Below are 15,831 nucleotides of genomic sequence, written 5' to 3'. Positions count from 1 at the left end.
CGATGGCCAGCATTTCGCTTAAAGAGCTGAACAAAAGCTACGGTGCGCTCACCGTCGTCCACGACATCGACCTCGAGATCGCCGACAAGGAATTCATCATTCTGGTCGGCCCGTCGGGCTGCGGCAAATCGACGACGCTGAGGATGATCGCCGGCCTCGAGGAAATATCGGGAGGAGAGCTCAAGATCGGCGGCGACGTCATGAACGACGTCCCTTCCAAGGATCGGGATATCGCGATGGTTTTCCAGAACTATGCGCTCTATCCGCATATGACCGTCTACAAGAACATGGCGTTCGGGTTGCAACTCCGGAAGGTATCGCGCGATTTCATCGACAAGCAGGTGCAGGACGCCGCCAGGATCCTCGACATTTCTCATCTCCTGAACCGCAAGCCGAAGGCGCTTTCGGGCGGGCAGCGCCAGCGCGTCGCGCTCGGCCGCGCCATGGTGCGCAATCCGGCCGTCTTCCTTCTCGACGAGCCGCTTTCCAATCTTGACGCCAAGCTGCGCGGCACGATGCGCTCGGAAATCACCAAACTGCACAAGCGCCTCAACGCCACCTTCATCTACGTAACCCACGACCAGGTGGAGGCCATGACCATGGCGGACCGGATCGTGGTCATGAAAGACGGGCACATCCAGCAGGTCGACACACCGCAGAACCTCTATGACCGCCCCGTCAACATGTTCGTTGCCGGCTTCATCGGCGCGCCGCAGATGAATATGCTGCCCTCGACCATTCTGCGCCGGGGCGATGGCTACGTCGCCGTCTTCGACGGAAGGGAACTGCCGCTGCCTGCCCATTACGACAAGGGCAGGATCGCCCCCTACGAGGGCCGCGAACTGGTGCTCGGCATCCGTCCGGAGAATTTCCACGAACTGCCGCCGGCCGACATTCCGCCCGAGAATCTGGCGCCGCTCAAGGCGGTGGTGGAGCTTGCCGAGCCCATGGGTTCGGAAGTGCACCTGAATATGGTCGCGGGCGGGCGCAATCTCATCGCCCGCGTCTCACCGCGCTACCGGCCCGATATCAGCGAGGAGGCGACGCTGGTCGCCGATATGAGCAATGCTCAGCTGTTCGACAAGGAAACGGAACGCTCGATTCTATACTGAGGCGCCTCTTGGAGACGGCCATGCAGTGGTTGCGGGACATGTGGACGAGGGAGGGGCCGGGCATTCCGAAGGATGCGCCGAAGAGGACCGGCCTTGCCCTGTTCGCCGAGATCCTCGTCCGTGAGTGGTGGGAGATGGTCAAGCTGAACATCCTGTTCCTGCTGGCCTCGCTCCTCATCGTGACGCTGCCGGCAGCACTCGCCGCCATGGCGCGCGTCTCGGTCGCCCTCGTCGAAGACCGCAACACCTATCTGCTCAGGGACTTCACGGAAGCTTTTCTGCGCTACTTCTGGCGCGCCACCGCCTGGGGCCTGGCGTTGGGTGGCGCGCTCGCAATCGGCCTCTATGCGATCGTCACCTATGCCGCAGGCGCACGCGACAATCTGTTGCTAAGCGCACCGCTGACGATCGCACTCGTCGCCACCGCCTATGTCGCGGTCCTCGCCTGCCATCTCATCGTTTTGATTGTGATGCGCGATCTGCCGGCTCTTAGGCTGCTGCGCTTGGCCGCGCTTGCCTCCGTCATCCGTCCGCTCCCGGCGCTTGCCGCGCTCGCCTTCGCCGCCAGCCTCTGGCTGGCGCACATCCTCTTCTATCCGGTTTCGGTGTTCATGCCGGCAGCCTTCAATTTTTCACTCGGAATGTTCGCCGTCGCATTCGGCGTCCATCGGGCGGCGGTGACGGTTCTAGACCTGCCAAACGCAACACAGCCGCACCGCGAACCACACACGAGACGCTTCATAAAATAACTGATCCAGAGATGATCCAGGGAAGGAGAACGGGAATGTATTTGGATAAATTCGGGGGGACGGTGAAACTCGCCGTGGCAGGTTTCACCTTGGCGGCGATGACGGCCGGGGCAGCGCTTGCCCAGGACGCCGTGACGCTCAAATGGGCTTTGTGGGACTGGGACAAGACCGCCTACTACAAGCCGTTGATCGAGGCTTATCAGGCCAAACACCCCAACGTGAAGTTCGAGCCGATGGATCTCGGCTCGCAGGACTATCAGCAAATGATCTCGACGCAGCTGACGGGCGGCTCGAAAGACATCGACATCGTCACCATCAAGGACGTGCCGGGCTACACCAATCTGGTGCGCGCCGGCAATATCGCCGATCTCAGCAGCTTCGTGACCGAGCAGAAGATCGATCCGGCACCCTATGGCGGTCTGATCGAGGAGCTGACCATCGACGGCAAGATCTATTCGCTGCCGTTCCGCTCCGACTTCTGGATTGTCTATTACAACAAGGACATATTCGACAAAGCCGGCGTCCCCTACCCCACCAATGACATGACCTGGGCGCAGTTCGACGCGACCGCCGAGAAGCTTGCAGGCGGCATGGGCACCAGCAAGACCTATGGCGCGCTGCTGCATACCTGGCGTTCGACCGTCCAACTGCCCGGCATCCTCGACGGAAAACACACGCTCGTCGATGGCGACTACGCCTTCCTTAAGCCGTGGTACGAGCGGGCGCTCACCCTGCAGAAGGATGGCGCCATCCCCTCCTATGCCTTCCTGAAGACATCGAACACCCATTATTCGGCGCTGTTCTTCAACGGCACGATCGGCATGCTGCCGATGGGAACCTGGTTCGTCGGCACGCAGATCGCCAAGGTGAAATCGGGTGAATCGAAGAGCAAGAACTGGGGCATCGTGAAGTTCCCGCATCCGGACGGCGTGGCAGCCGGCACAACGGCTGCGCAGATCTCGGGCCTGGCGGTCAATACAAATTCCGAGCACAAGGCTGCAGCTCTCGATTTCATCAAGTTCGTCACCGGTCCCGAGGGCGCAGCCGTCATTGCGTCGACAGGCACCTTTCCGGCGCTCAAGACCGCTGACGTCAGCGCAAAGATCGCAGCAACGCCCGGCTTCCCGCAGGACGAGGCCAGCAAGGAAGCGCTGATACCGTCGAAGGCCTATCTGGAGATGGCGGTCAATCCGAACGCCGCCAAGATCGAGGTCGTGCTCAATCGCGTGCATGACGCGATGATGACCGACAACACCTCAATCGACGACGGATTGAAGGAAATGACCGAAGGCGTGAAGGCCATCAAGTAGGCCCAAGAAATATCGACGGTCGCGGGTCAGCATCTGCCCGCGGCCGATCCCGTTTTGAGGTATTGAGCTGACAATGATGTATGATCCCGCCCGGGCCAATCCGCTTTTCGGCAATCCCCTGAAGACACGCGACGACCTCGCCAAGGCCGTCACCGATCTCTTCGAGCCGTTGCTGCCGTATTTTTCCGAAGGCGGCGCCCGTGTGCGCCTCGGTGCGGCCGGCGCGATCTTCGATCGGGCGGCGGCGGATCTGGAGGGATTTGCGCGGCCGCTCTGGGGGATCGTTCCGCTCGTTGCCGGCGGCGGCGCGTTCCCGCACTGGGATCTCTATCGCCGCGGGCTGGCAAACGGCACCAATCCTGCTCATCCCGAATATTGGGGCGATCTTGCCGACCGCAATCAGCGGCTGGTCGAACTCGCCGCGGTCGGCTTCGCGCTGGCGCTCGTGCCCGAGCACATCTGGGAACCGCTTGACGACAGCGAGAAGAAGACGGTCGCCGCCTATCTTCTCAGAGCGCGCGAGCTGGAATTCATCGACAACAACTGGAAATTCTTCCGTGTGCTCATCGATGTCGGGCTGGAACGCGTGAGCCTGGCGTTCGATCACCGGAAAACCCTCGCCTATCTCGACGAATTGGAAGCTTTCGACCTCGGGGACGGCTGGTATCGCGACGGGCCGGTCCGGCGGGTCGATCATTACATTCCCTTCGCCATGCATTTCTACGGCCTGATCTATGCGGTGTTGGCCAAGGGCGACGAGGCGCGCAAGGAGCGCTTCCGGGATCGCGCGCGGACATTCGCCAGGGATATCCGCCACTGGTTCGGCCCCGATGGGGCAGCCCTTGCCTTCGGCCGCAGCCAGACCTACCGCTTTGCGGCGGGAGGTTTTTGGGGCGCACTTGCCTTTGCCGGCGTCGAAGCCCTGCCCTGGGCCGAGATTAAGGGCTATTACATGCGCCATATCCGCTGGTGGTCGACGATGCCGATTGCCGAGCGCGACGGCGTTCTCTCCGTCGGCTACGGCTATCCGAATCTCTTCATGAGCGAGAGCTACAACTCGCCCGGTTCGCCCTATTGGGCGCTGAAATTCTTCCTGCCGCTCGCCCTTGCAGGGGATCATCCATTCTGGGCCGCCGAGGAGGCGCCGCAGCCGGCATTTCTGGAGCCGGTTGCGCTGAAGCCGGCGGGAATGGTCGCCATGCACACACCGGGAAACGTGGTCGTGCTCTCCTCAGGGCAGCAGCACGACAAGATGCTCGGCGCAAACGAGAAATATTCGAAATTCGTCTATTCCACGCGCTACGCCTTCAACATCGAAGCCGACGACCGGAATTTCACCGCCGCAAGCTTCGACGGCATGCTCGGCCTCTCCGACGACGGCGTCCATTTCCGCATGCGGGAAACCCTCGAAGAGGCGCTGATAACAGGCGGCCTACTCTATTCGCGCTGGCGCCCCTGGAACGACGTCGTGATCGAAACCTGGCTGCTTCCCGAAAATCCGTGGCACATCCGCATGCACCGCCTCGCCACGCCGCGCGCCCTCAGCACCATCGAGGGCGGCTTTGCGATCGAGCGCGCGGATTTCAATGCCGACCGCTCCGATGCAAGGGATGGCCGGGCTGTCTGGTACGGGCAGAACGACGTCAGCGCGATCGTGGATCTATCGCCCTGTCCGAGGGCCGGCCATGCGATGAGCCCGATCCCGAACACCAATCTCATCCACGCCAAGACCCTGCTGCCGCAGCTGCGCGGTAACGTCGGTCCCGGAACCACCGTGCTCGTGACGGCCGCGATGGCCCTGCCCAGCCGGGAGGACTGGGCAAAAGCGCTCGATAACCCACCGGCCTATCCTCGCCTCGACGAGGTGGAGCGACTCTTTCGCGAGAAAGGCACCCGGGTGCCGGCCTTCGCCCTCGGGACGTAGCTTGGAGCCCTGGCTTCCGCGTTTCGACCACGGGCCAGGCGGTTGATTATCGTGCGATCAGCTCAGAACGGTATGCTTCGGCAATGCGCTGCGCCAGCTGTGCCATTTGATCGTCAGCTATCTGCAGAACCCCGTACTCCGCCATCAGCGCATGGTATTGCTGCTCTTCAAGAGGCACACCTGAAGGCAATGGAACGACATGAAAATGCAGGTGGCTGTTGGCTTGTTGGCTGCCGAGCGAAAGCACATAAATTCGCTCGGCGTCGAATACGCTTTTGAGGGCGCGCGACAAGATATGCACCTTCTCCTGTAGTCGAAGATATTCATCCGTCGACATGTCCCGCGCCAGATCCTCACGATGCTCCTTCGGGCAGACAAGGCAATAGCCGGGCAGAGTGGGATATTTGCTGAGGAAAATGATCGTATCGTCGTCTTCGAGAATGCGATGATGAAAGAAGGCAGGATCGTTCCTGACCAAGCCGCAGATAAAGCATGCCCTTGTTCCGATGTCGTGCACATAGGCTTTGAGATCAAATGGCTGGCGTTCGATCATTCCAAACCTTTGCCATCTCGCACGCGGCGGCTTATCCGATTGCCAGATTGATGCGACAATCGGAGGGAGTGAGCAAGCATCAATATGTCCGTTTGAGCTAAATATGCGCGTGCTGGGGGATATGCGAAGCTATGTCATTCTGCCGATCCCTATTGCAATCGACTTCGCGTGACTTAAGTGATATTGAGGTAGTCATCATTAATTTCACGTGGCCACCATGACCGAAGCCCTCTTTTCCGAATTTTTCATGGTTGACCGGTCGACCGCCGGCGCGGGGCAAACGGTGCCATCGGCTGGCCGCCGGGGCAAAGGCACTCCCGAACAGGCATCAGATAACAACGCCCTGCGGAATGCGTTCACCAATGCCTTCCTGCAGACGCTGACGAAGCTGACCGTTGAGCATTCCGCTGCTCCCGAGCTCGCCAAGCTCGCCAGGGCGATGGCGGATGTTGCGGTCGGCGATTCCGTGGTGATCCGTTTGAAACCCGATCTCCCGGAAGGACATCGCCGATCCGTCAAGACCTTTTTCCAGACGATGGTCCGCGTCAGCGGCTCATTGGAGGAAAGCCGGCTGGAAGACGCGATCAACAAGCTTGCGGATGTTATCCTGCCTGATGAGCTTGCTGAGGCGCGCGGAGCGCTCGCAGCGGATAATCTGGAACTCAGGGACCGCTTCATCACTGAGGTGCCACAGCTCACCAGCGCGGAGATCGGAAACCGCGCCGGCTCAAGCGCGAGAAACCTGTACGCGACCGCAGCGCGCTGGAAGAAAGCCGGCGACATTTTCTCGGTACATCATCGCGGCACCGAATATTATCCGGCGTTTCAGCTCCGGGACGGACGGCCGCATCCTTCAATCAAGAAGGCGCTTGCGGCGCTTCCGGAAAACCTGTCTCCATGGCAGCGCGCATTCTGGTTCGTTTCAACGAACGGCTGGCTGGTCGACAAGGCGCCCATGGATGTGCTTGACGATATCGATGCGGTGGCTGCTGCTGCCGCACGCGAGCGGCAAGAGGTCTCTGGGTGAGCCACCCTCCTCTGCCAAGCCCGCCGTCGCCTTTTCCAACGATCAACATCCGGACGGTCAAGGCAGGTACGGCGTTTCATCGAAACCATCTGTCCTTATTCCGGGCAGGGCAATTCAATCCCTGCAAGGGACAGCCGACCCGCTTTGCACCGTTCAACGACGCGCACGACAATTGTGTCGCGACGCTCTATGCAGCAACAAGCAGAGAGGCGGCTGCCTTCGAGTCGATCTTTCACGACATCGAACCAGCCGCCGCTTTCAAGACGGTCCGGCTTGCCGTTGTCGAAGCGCGGACGGTGAGCGTCGTCGCGCCGAAGCGTGATCTACGGTTGGCAAGCCTTTTCGCCCCCGATTTGAAGGCCTGGAAACTCACCCGAACGGATCTCATCGAAACACCGAAGTCGACCTATGGCGAGACCGTGCTGTGGGCCGAAGCCATTCATCGGGCGCGCGCAGACGTTGACGGGTTGATCTGGACGTCCCGCCAGTGCGACCCCGAGCAATGCATCATCCTGTTCGAGGATCGCATGGCAGAGGACCGGCTCGACGTCGTTCAATCCATCGACGTCGGTGCGGACGCCGATCTCCTTCTCGAACTGCGGGATTATGGGCGCCGTGCGGGCATCACGATCATATCTTAGCGCCAATGACGCTCGCTGACTCCGGAACCGCCACCAAAGCTATTCTCAAAAAACCAATGCGCGCTCAACACCGCCGCATAATATTTTCGAATTACTCAATAATTATATTTATATCCTCAACTAATGAATAAGAAAAACCCACTCTTCGCAACATTGCTGTAATGAAATCCGGCCAAGCGCAGCAGCATACTCAGCTTTCAGTTTCCGAAATCTTGAGAGGAGGACGCAATGCCCACCATAATGATCTGTCACGACGTCAAAGACACGAAGCACTGGCTCGCTTCACCTGTACGCAAGCAGGTGTTGGAACCCGTTGGCGTCACCAACATTCGCACGTTTACAGACCCTCAGACGTCCAACCGCGTCGGCTTGGTCATGGACGTTGCTGATATGGATAAGTTGATGGCTTTCATGCAGACCAAGGCAGCGGCCGATGCGATGGCGAGTGACGGCGTCTTGCCCGAAACCATGGTGTTCCTCGTCCAATCGTAACATGTGTCTCGACCAAAGCCGGAAATGCAACGCGGGAGGATGATATGACGACGTTATTCGTAAGGCACGAGGTCTCCGACTACACCGCCTGGCGCAAGGTATATGATGCCTTTTCGCCAGTGCAGAAGGCCAATGGGGTGACAGCGCAAGCTGTTTATCGAGCCGTCGATAATCCGAATGATATTACCGTCACCCACGAGTTTGCCACGCTGGAAGCGGCTCAGTCGTTCAGCAAGCTGGACGAGCTGAAGACGGCGATGCGCACGGGAGGCGTACTCGGCGCCCCGACGGTGTGGTTTACCAACAAAGCATGAAAGAGGGCCAGAAGGCCTCCGCCGCAGCGGAGCAGGTTACGGTCGCTCCCGGGACATGACATGAAAGCGGGGTTATGCGCGCGATCACGCCGACCGCCGACGGGGCAGGCAGTTGTCACCGAATTGGCAAATCCGCCCGAGGCTCTATTGTCCGTTCCTGATGTCATGCAGGAGATCCAGGCCGCGCTGGTATTTTTCCGTTTTCTTGCCGGTCTGTTCGGCCTGCCGGAGATTATCTTCGAGATCGGCCCGTTTGACGGGCAAGGCCAGCGGGTTTGACGCCGCACGTCTTACGAAGTCGTCATCCGGCTCGTCCGGCCGCCGTGTCAGAGCATTCACCGCCGAGATGATCGCCGGCGGAAAGCCTTCTTCCCTCAGCCTGTCGAGCGTCCAGCCGCTGCCCTTCTCGACGACGTCATGAAGGTAAGCGACCGTTCGCGTCTCGTCGCCGGAGACCAGGAGTGCTACCCGCTGGCAGTGCTCGAAGAACGGCCGGCCGGTTTTGTCCGCCTTACCTTCATGGGCCGCAAGAGCAATCTGGATGGCATGGTCGAGATGCTGCATGGCGATCACGGTCCCTCGGTCTTCCTGATCTTCCGCCTGGAAGGTTTTTCCCCCGTCGTCATCTCGATGTCAGGGACGGGAGCCACGGCGGCCTGGACAGGCCTGGCCCGTCGCCGATCGAGATCGCCGCTCTCACCGGCGCCTTGAAGCAGCGCCGCATCATCCCTGTCGTCTTCATCAAGCAGGTTCTGCAGCGTCTCATGCTCATCCGCGCCTGCCAGTTCGTCGCAGGCTTGCAGCCAATGGCGATGGTCAGCGCCGTCCGGGCGACCCTCGGCCTCCCAGATTTCGTAGGCGCGCTGGCGTATCTGCTCGTGCTTGTCTATCGCCATGATCTCCTCCAAGCGCATTGCGATCAGCCGTCCGAAGAACGGCCCTTCAGGGCGTGTTGATGGTTGGAAGGAAATCCTCCACCTGCTTGCGTTGATCCTTTGGAAGCGTCTCCACCCGTTCCTTCCAGAACCGTTCGGCCTCCGGCGGATCCTTATCCCAGTGGCGAACATCGGTGATATTGTCATCGATCATCGACCGGCGTTGGCCGCCGAGACTGAGATATTCTTTCGCTAGCTTCAGGCTTGGGGTTTCGGTGCCGCTATCGCGGCTCAATGCCGAACTCGCGTTGCGCCGGGCAGTTTCCAATGCCCTTTTTCGATCGGTCTCGGCCCGTTCTGTATCAGCGGACCGCGCGTCGTCTGTGCCGCTCTCTGGCGGCACGCTGGATTTGGAAGTCGTCATGGATCACCTTCGATGTTGTGATCCAATAACCTCTGCAAACAAGGAGAGTTCCGCGCGCGTAGAGAATGATTTGAGCGGGTGACGAGCCGCGTCGCCCGGGGCGCGATCAATGAACGGCCATACTCACCATGCGATAAGGATGCACGGCCTCGAATTGTGAAATCATCGCCGTTGCCTGTAGCAGCACCCGCTCGGCATTTTCGGGGTCGTCACGGGCGAGTTCGTCGGCGTTAACGCGGATCGCTTCAGCCATGTTGTTGGAAATTGCCGCAAAATGCGTATTGCCTTCGACAAGCGCCTCACGCGCCGTACCCTCCAGCGTCCGCGCAATATCGACGAAGATTTCCTCGCGTTCCGCGATACTGAGGTCTTTGATTAGTTTTGTGTTCTCTTCCATGTCACTCACTCCTAAAGACGTGGGACGGTGACCGAGCTCATCAAGCCTCGGTCACCAAAGAACTGGGAATGCCGAAATCCGGATTCAAGCCTCAATGCCATTAGCATTTTATTCAAACGCTGGAGCCGATTGTCTGTTCCCTGTCGGGCATTAGCAGTCACCGGCAGAGAGTGCCAATTTTTCTTTCGTGCCCTCTTGAAATTGCCGAATCGTCGAACCAGATCATTCGCGCAAGGCGCGCGCGCGAACCTGCACCCGCCCGGATTGGTCATCCGGTCCGGCTAGAACAGGATGATTTTAGGCCTGCTCGGCCTAAAATCTGAATCCTGTTCTACATTATATAGTTAGAGCATGATGTCGTCCGAAAACCGCGCACACTTTTCGGCATCATGCTCTAAGGGAACAACGTCATCACTGTTCGATGGAGGAAGACATGTCGTTCCGACCGCTTCATGACCGCATTCTCGTCCGCCGGGTCGATTCAGAGGAAAAGACCAAAGGCGGCATCATCATTCCTGATACCGCCAAGGAGAAGCCGCAGGAAGGCGAGGTCCTCGCCGTCGGCCCCGGCGCACGCAACGAGGCCGGCCAGATCCAGGCGCTCGACGTCAAGCCCGGCGATCGCATCTTGTTCGGCAAATGGTCCGGCACCGAGATCAAGATCAACGGTGAAGATCTGCTGATCATGAAGGAAAGCGATGTCATGGGCATCCTCGAGGCCCGGGGCGAGAAAAAGCAGGCCGCGTGAGATCCTGCGGACATCCGTCAATGCTGGAGCGCGTAGCTTTTCATGGAAACGCAGAACCGCTCCAACCTTTCATTTCTGACGCAATTCCAAACGGAAACCGCATTGCACTTTTCCTGGAATTGCTCTGGCTGCCTATGAAGGAGTGAGGACATGGCTGCTAAAGAAATCAAATTCAGCACCGAAGCCCGCGAGAAGATGCTACGTGGCGTCGACATCCTGGCCAACGCCGTGAAGGCGACCCTCGGCCCGAAGGGCCGTAACGTCGTGATCGACAAGTCGTTCGGCGCGCCGCGCATCACCAAGGACGGCGTTTCGGTCGCCAAGGAAATCGAACTCGAAGACAAGTTCGAAAACATGGGCGCCCAGATGGTCCGTGAAGTTGCTTCGAAGACCAGCGACGTCGCCGGCGACGGCACCACCACCGCAACGGTGCTTGCCCAGGCGATCGTCAAAGAGGGCGCCAAGGCGGTTACCTCAGGCATGAACCCGATGGACCTGAAACGCGGCATCGATCTTGCGGTCGGCGCCATCGTCGCGGAACTGAAGGCCAACGCCCGCAAGATCTCCAACAATTCCGAAATTGCCCAGGTCGGCACGATCTCCGCCAATGGCGATGCCGAAATCGGCCGCTTTTTGGCGGAAGCCATGGAAAAGGTCGGCAATGATGGCGTCATCACCGTCGAAGAAGCAAAAACTGCGGAGACCGAGCTCGAAGTCGTCGAAGGCATGCAGTTCGATCGCGGCTATCTCAGCCCCTACTTCGTGACCAATGCCGACAAGATGCGGGTGGAGTTCGAAGACCCCTATATTCTCATCCACGAGAAGAAGCTCTCGAACCTGCAGTCGATGCTGCCGGTCCTCGAAGCCGTCGTCCAGTCCAGCAAGCCGCTGCTCATCATCGCTGAAGATGTCGAAGGTGAGGCCCTCGCAACGCTCGTCGTCAACAAGCTGCGCGGCGGTCTGAAGATTGCTGCCGTCAAGGCGCCCGGCTTCGGCGACCGCCGCAAGGCCATGCTCGAAGACATCGCCATCCTGACCGCCGGCACCGTCATCTCCGAAGATCTCGGCATCAAGCTCGAGAACGTCACGCTCGACATGCTCGGCCGTGCCAAGAAGGTGTCGATCGAGAAGGAAAACACGACGATCATCGATGGGGCAGGCGCCAAGACCGACATTGAAGGCCGTATTGCCCAGATCAAGGCCCAGATCGAAGAAACCACTTCCGATTACGACCGCGAGAAGCTGCAGGAACGCCTTGCCAAGCTGGCCGGCGGCGTTGCCGTCATCCGCGTCGGTGGCTCGACGGAAGTCGAGGTGAAGGAGAAGAAGGACCGCGTCGACGACGCGCTTCATGCAACCCGCGCGGCGGTCGAGGAAGGCATTCTGCCGGGCGGCGGCGTGGCGCTGCTGCGCGCCGTCAAGGCGCTCGACAATGTCAAGACCGCCAATGGCGACCAGCGCGTCGGCGTCGAGATTGTGCGCCGCGCGGTAGAGGCACCGGCTCGCCAGATCGCCGAAAACGCCGGAGCGGAAGGCTCGGTTATCGTCGGCAAGCTGCGCGAGAAAAGCGAGTTCTCCTACGGCTGGAACGCTCAGACAGGCGAATATGGCGACCTCTATGCGCAGGGCGTCATCGATCCGGCCAAGGTGGTTCGCACCGCGCTGCAGGATGCGTCCTCCATCGCCGGGCTTCTCGTCACGACGGAGGCCATGATCGCCGAGAAGCCCAAGAAGGACGCTCCTCCGCCATTGCCCACTGGCGCCGGCATGGACTTCTAAACAACTGCCGGCCCGCCTGTACTCCAGGCGGGCCTTTTCGGAGGGAATAGAGATGGTTCAAACGATCAAAAACCGATCGCAGGTACCGCTGGACTCCCGCGATCTTGAAATATGCCAGCGGATCTTCGACAAGATCAGATCCGAATACCAGGTGGAAAAGGACAGCGACGAAGCCGAACGAACGGCGAGCATTATCATCGAGCTTTACCGGCAGGGCGTGCGCGACCCCGATCACCTGCAGTCAATGGTCGAGGCGGCCCGCGGCCTCTTCGAAACGAGGGACCGGTAATCTGTCCCGCACGTGCAATTAGCATGGCGCGGGACCTTGCATGACGATGATGTCAGCGCGGATGTCGTCCGGAGGATTTACCCAGAACGGTCATCTGCTCCTGCTGCACTTCATTTTCATCGTTCAAAACCGCTTGCCAGACCCTGTTGCCGAGCCGAAGCGATACCCGTTTCGTCCCCTCGTGTTCAGCAGTGCCGATTTCCACGGAGCTGACGACGGAGCCATGGCGCATGTGGCGGCGGAGATCGGCCAGCGACAATCCGAACCGTTTCGCCAGCTCCGATGATTCAAGGATAAAATCGCCATTTGAATCACGCTCGATCAGCACCGATTTTTTCTCCAGCTAAGTTCCACGCTCACGGCTCAGGCCACCGCCGGAATCGCATTGTCTTCCTTTGGCAGCAGCCGCGCTACTGCGCTCAGCAGATCCGTCTGCGATATAAGGCCAAGGATGCGGTAATCGTCGTCGACGATGATGACGGCATGCGTGCGCCCGTCAGTCAGGACGGGCAACAGCGACAGAGCAGCATCCGAAGGTCTGGCCACCGCCGGCCTCGAGATCGCATGCGCGATGGTCTCGGTGCTCATCGACAACTCCCGCAAGCCGACAGCGCCGACGAGACGACCCTCCGGATCCTTCACCGGCAGCGTACGGATATTATGCTTGAGCAGAAGATGCCGTGCGGCATCCGGTTCCGAAGCTTCGCCAATGGCGATCACGTCGCGCGACATGATATCGGCACAGCTGATCTTGCCGTTTGAGCGGATGGCCGCTTGCAGCTCGACCTGCTGCAACAGCCGGCCAAGGTCTGCCCGGTCGATATCGAAGGTTTCGTCGAACGCCTCAAGGGCCGCATCGACATCCTCTTCGCGAAAACCCACCCGCACGGCTGACGGCAGGTCGATCGTCTGATGGGTGTTCTCCGCCGGCTTTGGAACGACGTGCGGATAATTCCGCTTGGAAAGCTTGTGGAACAGCAGGCCAAGGGCGACGAGAATGCAGGAGTTCAAAGCGACGGGCACGAAGGGAAAGAGGAATCCCCAGCCGGCAACGACAGGGCCGCCGAGCACGGCGGTCAGTGCGGCGGCTCCTCCGGGTGGATGAAGGCACCGCGTGAAGGACATCGCGCCAATGGCAAGCGAAACGCCGACGCCGGTCGCGATGATCGGATCACGAATGAAATAGGCGGCAATAATCCCCATCAGGGCGGAAATGGTATTGCCGCCGATGATCGACCAAGGCTGCGCCAGCGGGCTTGCCGGCACCGCGAAAAGAAGTACCGCGGACGCGCCCATCGGCGCGACGATCAGGGGAAGATGCGGCCCCTGGCCGAACAGATAGCCGCTGATGACGCCGGTGAGACCAATGGCCAGCAAGGCGCCGAGACATGCAATCAATCGCTCTCGTAAGGTCGCACCGGCCAGAATAGGTGAAAACAAACGGAAGCGGCGGAGGCGGCTCGGTCCCACCTTTGGGGAAACGGGATACTTCATGACAAGACCAATTTTAAGCGAGGATTTGCTGGCGGCGAAGGAGGAAGACGTTCAGGCTAGTTTGTCGCCAGCCTGACATCTCTGCCTTTTGTCGCACTGAGGACTTCGTGGAATGCGTCGAACGCGCTGGGACGATCTTTCCTGCGATAGACGAGCAACGTCTCGACAGGCCCCAACTGATGGGTCTGGACAGGCGTCGGCCAGTGCATCAGGTCAAGGACGGATCGCGGCATGACACCCGCCGTATTCCCGGTCGCGACGCTCGCCAGGATCGCGTGGTAGGAGCCGAGTTCGCTCGTCGGCAGGGCACTCGATTTGCGCGCCCAGTTTTCGGCGATCCTGCGATAGGTGCAGCCGGGTTCCAAAGCGGCGAGCGACCCGACACGCAGATCGGCGGCGGATTTGATGGCGGGATGCCCGGCAGGCAACACGATCAACAGGTCTTCGACGAAGACCGGCTCCATTTCGAGCGCCTTAAGTTCGGCATCGAAGCTCGAGTCTTCCTCGCGCATCGTCTTCGGTGGACGGGCAATCAGCGCACAATCCAGCGCATCGGAGAGAACGTCGCGGGTCAGATCGCGGGACGCCCCCATCGTCAGATGAAGCGACACACCAGGCCACATCTGATTGAATTGCGTCAGCGCCGCCGGCAGCCTGCTTGCCGCCGTGCTCTCCATGGTGCCGACCCGCAATGTCCCCGATGGGGCGAGAGGCCGCACGGCCTGGCGCGCTTCGAGCGCAAGCGCCATAAGCCGGTTGGCATAGGTGAGAAACGTCTCGCCCTCGCGTGTCAACGTCATCTTCTTGCCGTCACGGCTGAAGAGCGAAACGCCGAGGTCCTCCTCCAATTGCTGGATGCGCGTCGTCACATTCGACGGCACCCGCCCGACGGCCTTGGCAGCCTTCGTAACGCTGCGGTCGCTGGCGACAGCGAGGAAGATCTCGATCGATGAAAGGTCCAATGAAAAGATCTCGTTTCCGGAATTAAGACGACAGATAATTCTCTATACAGAAATCATTATGCCATCTCAAGCCGGTTTCGATATCGGACGAAAAAACGCGGGCCGGGGACTGGACAGGCAAGCAATTGCCGAAAAAAGGATCGCGACGCCGAGGAAATAGCCATGCAAGCCGCGGCATTGCCTCTGCAGGATAACGATTTTCGGGTTTGAGGCTGGCATGTGGTTTGCATCCGCAAGGCTATCTGCAGATCGATCGGCGACGACCTCATGTTGCACCTTGTCTTGACTTGTCTTCTTCTGAGCATCGCTTCCGGCTTGAGCATGCGGCGTTTTCTTCTGCCGTATTTTTCAAGCGGCGATCTCGCGGAGAAATCCGCCCCTGTGACCATCGTCGCCAGCGCCGTCTTTCTGGCGGCAATCGCTTTCACCGTCTCGGATCAGGAGCTTTGGGCAAAATCCGTCATCCTGATGCTCGGCCTTTCGCTGGCAGCGATGTTCGACGATGCGAGACCCAGGCTGACGATCGCCCTCTCCGCCGTCAGTTTGGCGGCCTATCTCGGGCTGCGTTCGATTAGCTAAGCCATCCAACCATCACGCAAACAGATGAGTGGTGATTGAACACCGCAGCTCATCACCCGGTGCCGAAGCCCAATCGAGGCGTTGCATCCGCCGACGAAATTATTCGTCAACAGAGCCGCATCTTACAACCTGAAACATCCCCCGACGGCGGACAAGAAAGAC

General features: G+C 59.8%; 20 protein-coding genes. 12 read left to right on the top strand and 8 right to left on the bottom strand.

Annotation, left to right across the window (positions count from 1 at the left end):
* The first annotated feature begins 2 nt into the window (after positions 1-2).
* The 4 genes from OIU37_RS23785 to OIU37_RS23770 all read left to right on the top strand — a co-directional run bounded on the left by OIU37_RS23785 (position 3) and on the right by OIU37_RS23770 (position 5,095).
* Positions 3-1,112: an ABC transporter ATP-binding protein gene (locus OIU37_RS23785; RefSeq protein ID WP_180696078.1), complete on the top strand. Its 1,110-nt coding sequence runs from the start codon at positions 3-5 to the stop codon at positions 1,110-1,112.
* A gap of 20 nt (positions 1,113-1,132) precedes the next feature.
* Positions 1,133-1,861: a YesL family protein gene (locus OIU37_RS23780; protein WP_264258814.1), complete on the top strand. Its 729-nt coding sequence runs from the start codon at positions 1,133-1,135 to the stop codon at positions 1,859-1,861.
* 35 nt (positions 1,862-1,896) lie between these two features.
* Positions 1,897-3,171 (top strand): sugar ABC transporter substrate-binding protein, encoded by a 1,275-nt coding sequence (locus OIU37_RS23775; RefSeq protein ID WP_264258813.1) that lies wholly within the window; start codon positions 1,897-1,899, stop codon positions 3,169-3,171.
* A gap of 73 nt (positions 3,172-3,244) precedes the next feature.
* Complete coding sequence (locus OIU37_RS23770; protein WP_264258812.1) at positions 3,245-5,095, top strand: DUF2264 domain-containing protein; 1,851 nt, start codon at positions 3,245-3,247, stop codon at positions 5,093-5,095.
* A gap of 46 nt (positions 5,096-5,141) precedes the next feature.
* Here OIU37_RS23770 and OIU37_RS23765 read toward each other — a convergent pair whose 3' ends face one another.
* Entirely contained in the window at positions 5,142-5,648 is a 507-nt protein-coding gene (locus OIU37_RS23765) for an HIT family protein (RefSeq protein WP_182209814.1), read from the bottom strand.
* Between the two features lie 217 nt (positions 5,649-5,865).
* Here OIU37_RS23765 and OIU37_RS23760 point away from each other — a divergent pair, with 217 nt between their 5' ends.
* From OIU37_RS23760 to OIU37_RS23745, 4 genes are all read left to right on the top strand, one after another.
* On the top strand, positions 5,866-6,675 hold the full coding sequence (locus OIU37_RS23760) for a hypothetical protein (RefSeq protein ID WP_264258811.1): 810 nt from the start codon (positions 5,866-5,868) through the stop codon (positions 6,673-6,675).
* A complete protein-coding gene (locus tag OIU37_RS23755) occupies positions 6,672-7,316 on the top strand; it encodes an RES family NAD+ phosphorylase (protein ID WP_264258810.1) in 645 nt (214 codons plus the stop codon). The genes OIU37_RS23760 and OIU37_RS23755 overlap by 4 nt, the downstream gene beginning before the upstream one ends.
* A 228-nt stretch (positions 7,317-7,544) precedes the next feature.
* Positions 7,545-7,808, top strand: coding sequence for a hypothetical protein (locus OIU37_RS23750; RefSeq protein WP_168308344.1), 264 nt, complete (start codon positions 7,545-7,547; stop codon positions 7,806-7,808).
* 44 nt (positions 7,809-7,852) lie between these two features.
* Positions 7,853-8,122: a cyclase gene (locus OIU37_RS23745; protein WP_171603751.1), complete on the top strand. Its 270-nt coding sequence runs from the start codon at positions 7,853-7,855 to the stop codon at positions 8,120-8,122.
* 144 nt (positions 8,123-8,266) lie between these two features.
* Here OIU37_RS23745 and OIU37_RS23740 read toward each other — a convergent pair whose 3' ends face one another.
* The 4 genes from OIU37_RS23740 to OIU37_RS23725 form a co-directional block, all read right to left on the bottom strand.
* Positions 8,267-8,686 carry an HD domain-containing protein gene (locus OIU37_RS23740; protein WP_171603932.1) on the bottom strand — a complete coding sequence of 140 codons (420 nt, stop codon included), beginning with the start codon at positions 8,684-8,686 and terminating at the stop codon, positions 8,267-8,269.
* Positions 8,687-8,691: 5 nt separating this feature from the next.
* Positions 8,692-9,018, bottom strand: a complete 327-nt coding sequence (locus OIU37_RS23735; RefSeq protein WP_171603750.1) for a DUF2934 domain-containing protein — start codon at positions 9,016-9,018, stop codon at positions 8,692-8,694.
* Between the two features lie 46 nt (positions 9,019-9,064).
* Positions 9,065-9,421, bottom strand: a complete 357-nt coding sequence (locus tag OIU37_RS23730) for a hypothetical protein (RefSeq protein ID WP_180696085.1) — start codon at positions 9,419-9,421, stop codon at positions 9,065-9,067.
* 106 nt (positions 9,422-9,527) lie between these two features.
* Positions 9,528-9,818 carry a hypothetical protein gene (locus OIU37_RS23725; protein ID WP_180696086.1) on the bottom strand — a complete coding sequence of 97 codons (291 nt, stop codon included), beginning with the start codon at positions 9,816-9,818 and terminating at the stop codon, positions 9,528-9,530.
* 433 nt (positions 9,819-10,251) lie between these two features.
* Here OIU37_RS23725 and OIU37_RS23720 point away from each other — a divergent pair, with 433 nt between their 5' ends.
* From OIU37_RS23720 to OIU37_RS23710, 3 genes are all read left to right on the top strand, one after another.
* Complete coding sequence (locus OIU37_RS23720; RefSeq protein ID WP_264258809.1) at positions 10,252-10,566, top strand: co-chaperone GroES; 315 nt, start codon at positions 10,252-10,254, stop codon at positions 10,564-10,566.
* Positions 10,567-10,716: 150 nt separating this feature from the next.
* Complete coding sequence (gene groL, locus OIU37_RS23715) at positions 10,717-12,345, top strand: chaperonin GroEL (RefSeq protein ID WP_264258808.1); 1,629 nt, start codon at positions 10,717-10,719, stop codon at positions 12,343-12,345.
* 52 nt (positions 12,346-12,397) lie between these two features.
* A complete protein-coding gene (locus tag OIU37_RS23710; protein WP_171603745.1) occupies positions 12,398-12,634 on the top strand; it encodes a hypothetical protein in 237 nt (78 codons plus the stop codon).
* A gap of 52 nt (positions 12,635-12,686) precedes the next feature.
* Here the strand turns inward: OIU37_RS23710 and OIU37_RS23705 are convergent, their stop codons facing one another.
* Genes OIU37_RS23705 through OIU37_RS23695 form a run of 3 tightly spaced genes read right to left on the bottom strand, consistent with a single transcriptional unit; the run spans position 12,687 to position 15,090 of the window.
* Positions 12,687-12,962 carry a DUF6522 family protein gene (locus OIU37_RS23705; RefSeq protein ID WP_171603744.1) on the bottom strand — a complete coding sequence of 92 codons (276 nt, stop codon included), beginning with the start codon at positions 12,960-12,962 and terminating at the stop codon, positions 12,687-12,689.
* A 35-nt stretch (positions 12,963-12,997) separates the two neighbouring features.
* Positions 12,998-14,128 (bottom strand): HPP family protein, encoded by a 1,131-nt coding sequence (locus OIU37_RS23700; protein WP_180696089.1) that lies wholly within the window; start codon positions 14,126-14,128, stop codon positions 12,998-13,000.
* A 56-nt stretch (positions 14,129-14,184) separates the two neighbouring features.
* On the bottom strand, positions 14,185-15,090 hold the full coding sequence (locus tag OIU37_RS23695) for a LysR substrate-binding domain-containing protein (RefSeq protein WP_171603742.1): 906 nt from the start codon (positions 15,088-15,090) through the stop codon (positions 14,185-14,187).
* A gap of 267 nt (positions 15,091-15,357) precedes the next feature.
* Between OIU37_RS23695 and OIU37_RS23690 the strand changes: the two genes are divergently transcribed.
* Positions 15,358-15,669, top strand: a complete 312-nt coding sequence (locus tag OIU37_RS23690) for a hypothetical protein (protein WP_264258807.1) — start codon at positions 15,358-15,360, stop codon at positions 15,667-15,669.
* Positions 15,670-15,831: the final 162 nt, after the last annotated feature.

Source organism: Rhizobium sp. BT-226 (genome assembly GCF_025847085.2).
Taxonomy (GTDB): domain Bacteria; phylum Pseudomonadota; class Alphaproteobacteria; order Rhizobiales; family Rhizobiaceae; genus Rhizobium; species Rhizobium sophorae.
Note: the sequence above shows the minus strand (reverse complement) of the source record. Positions and strands in the feature narration are given on the sequence as shown.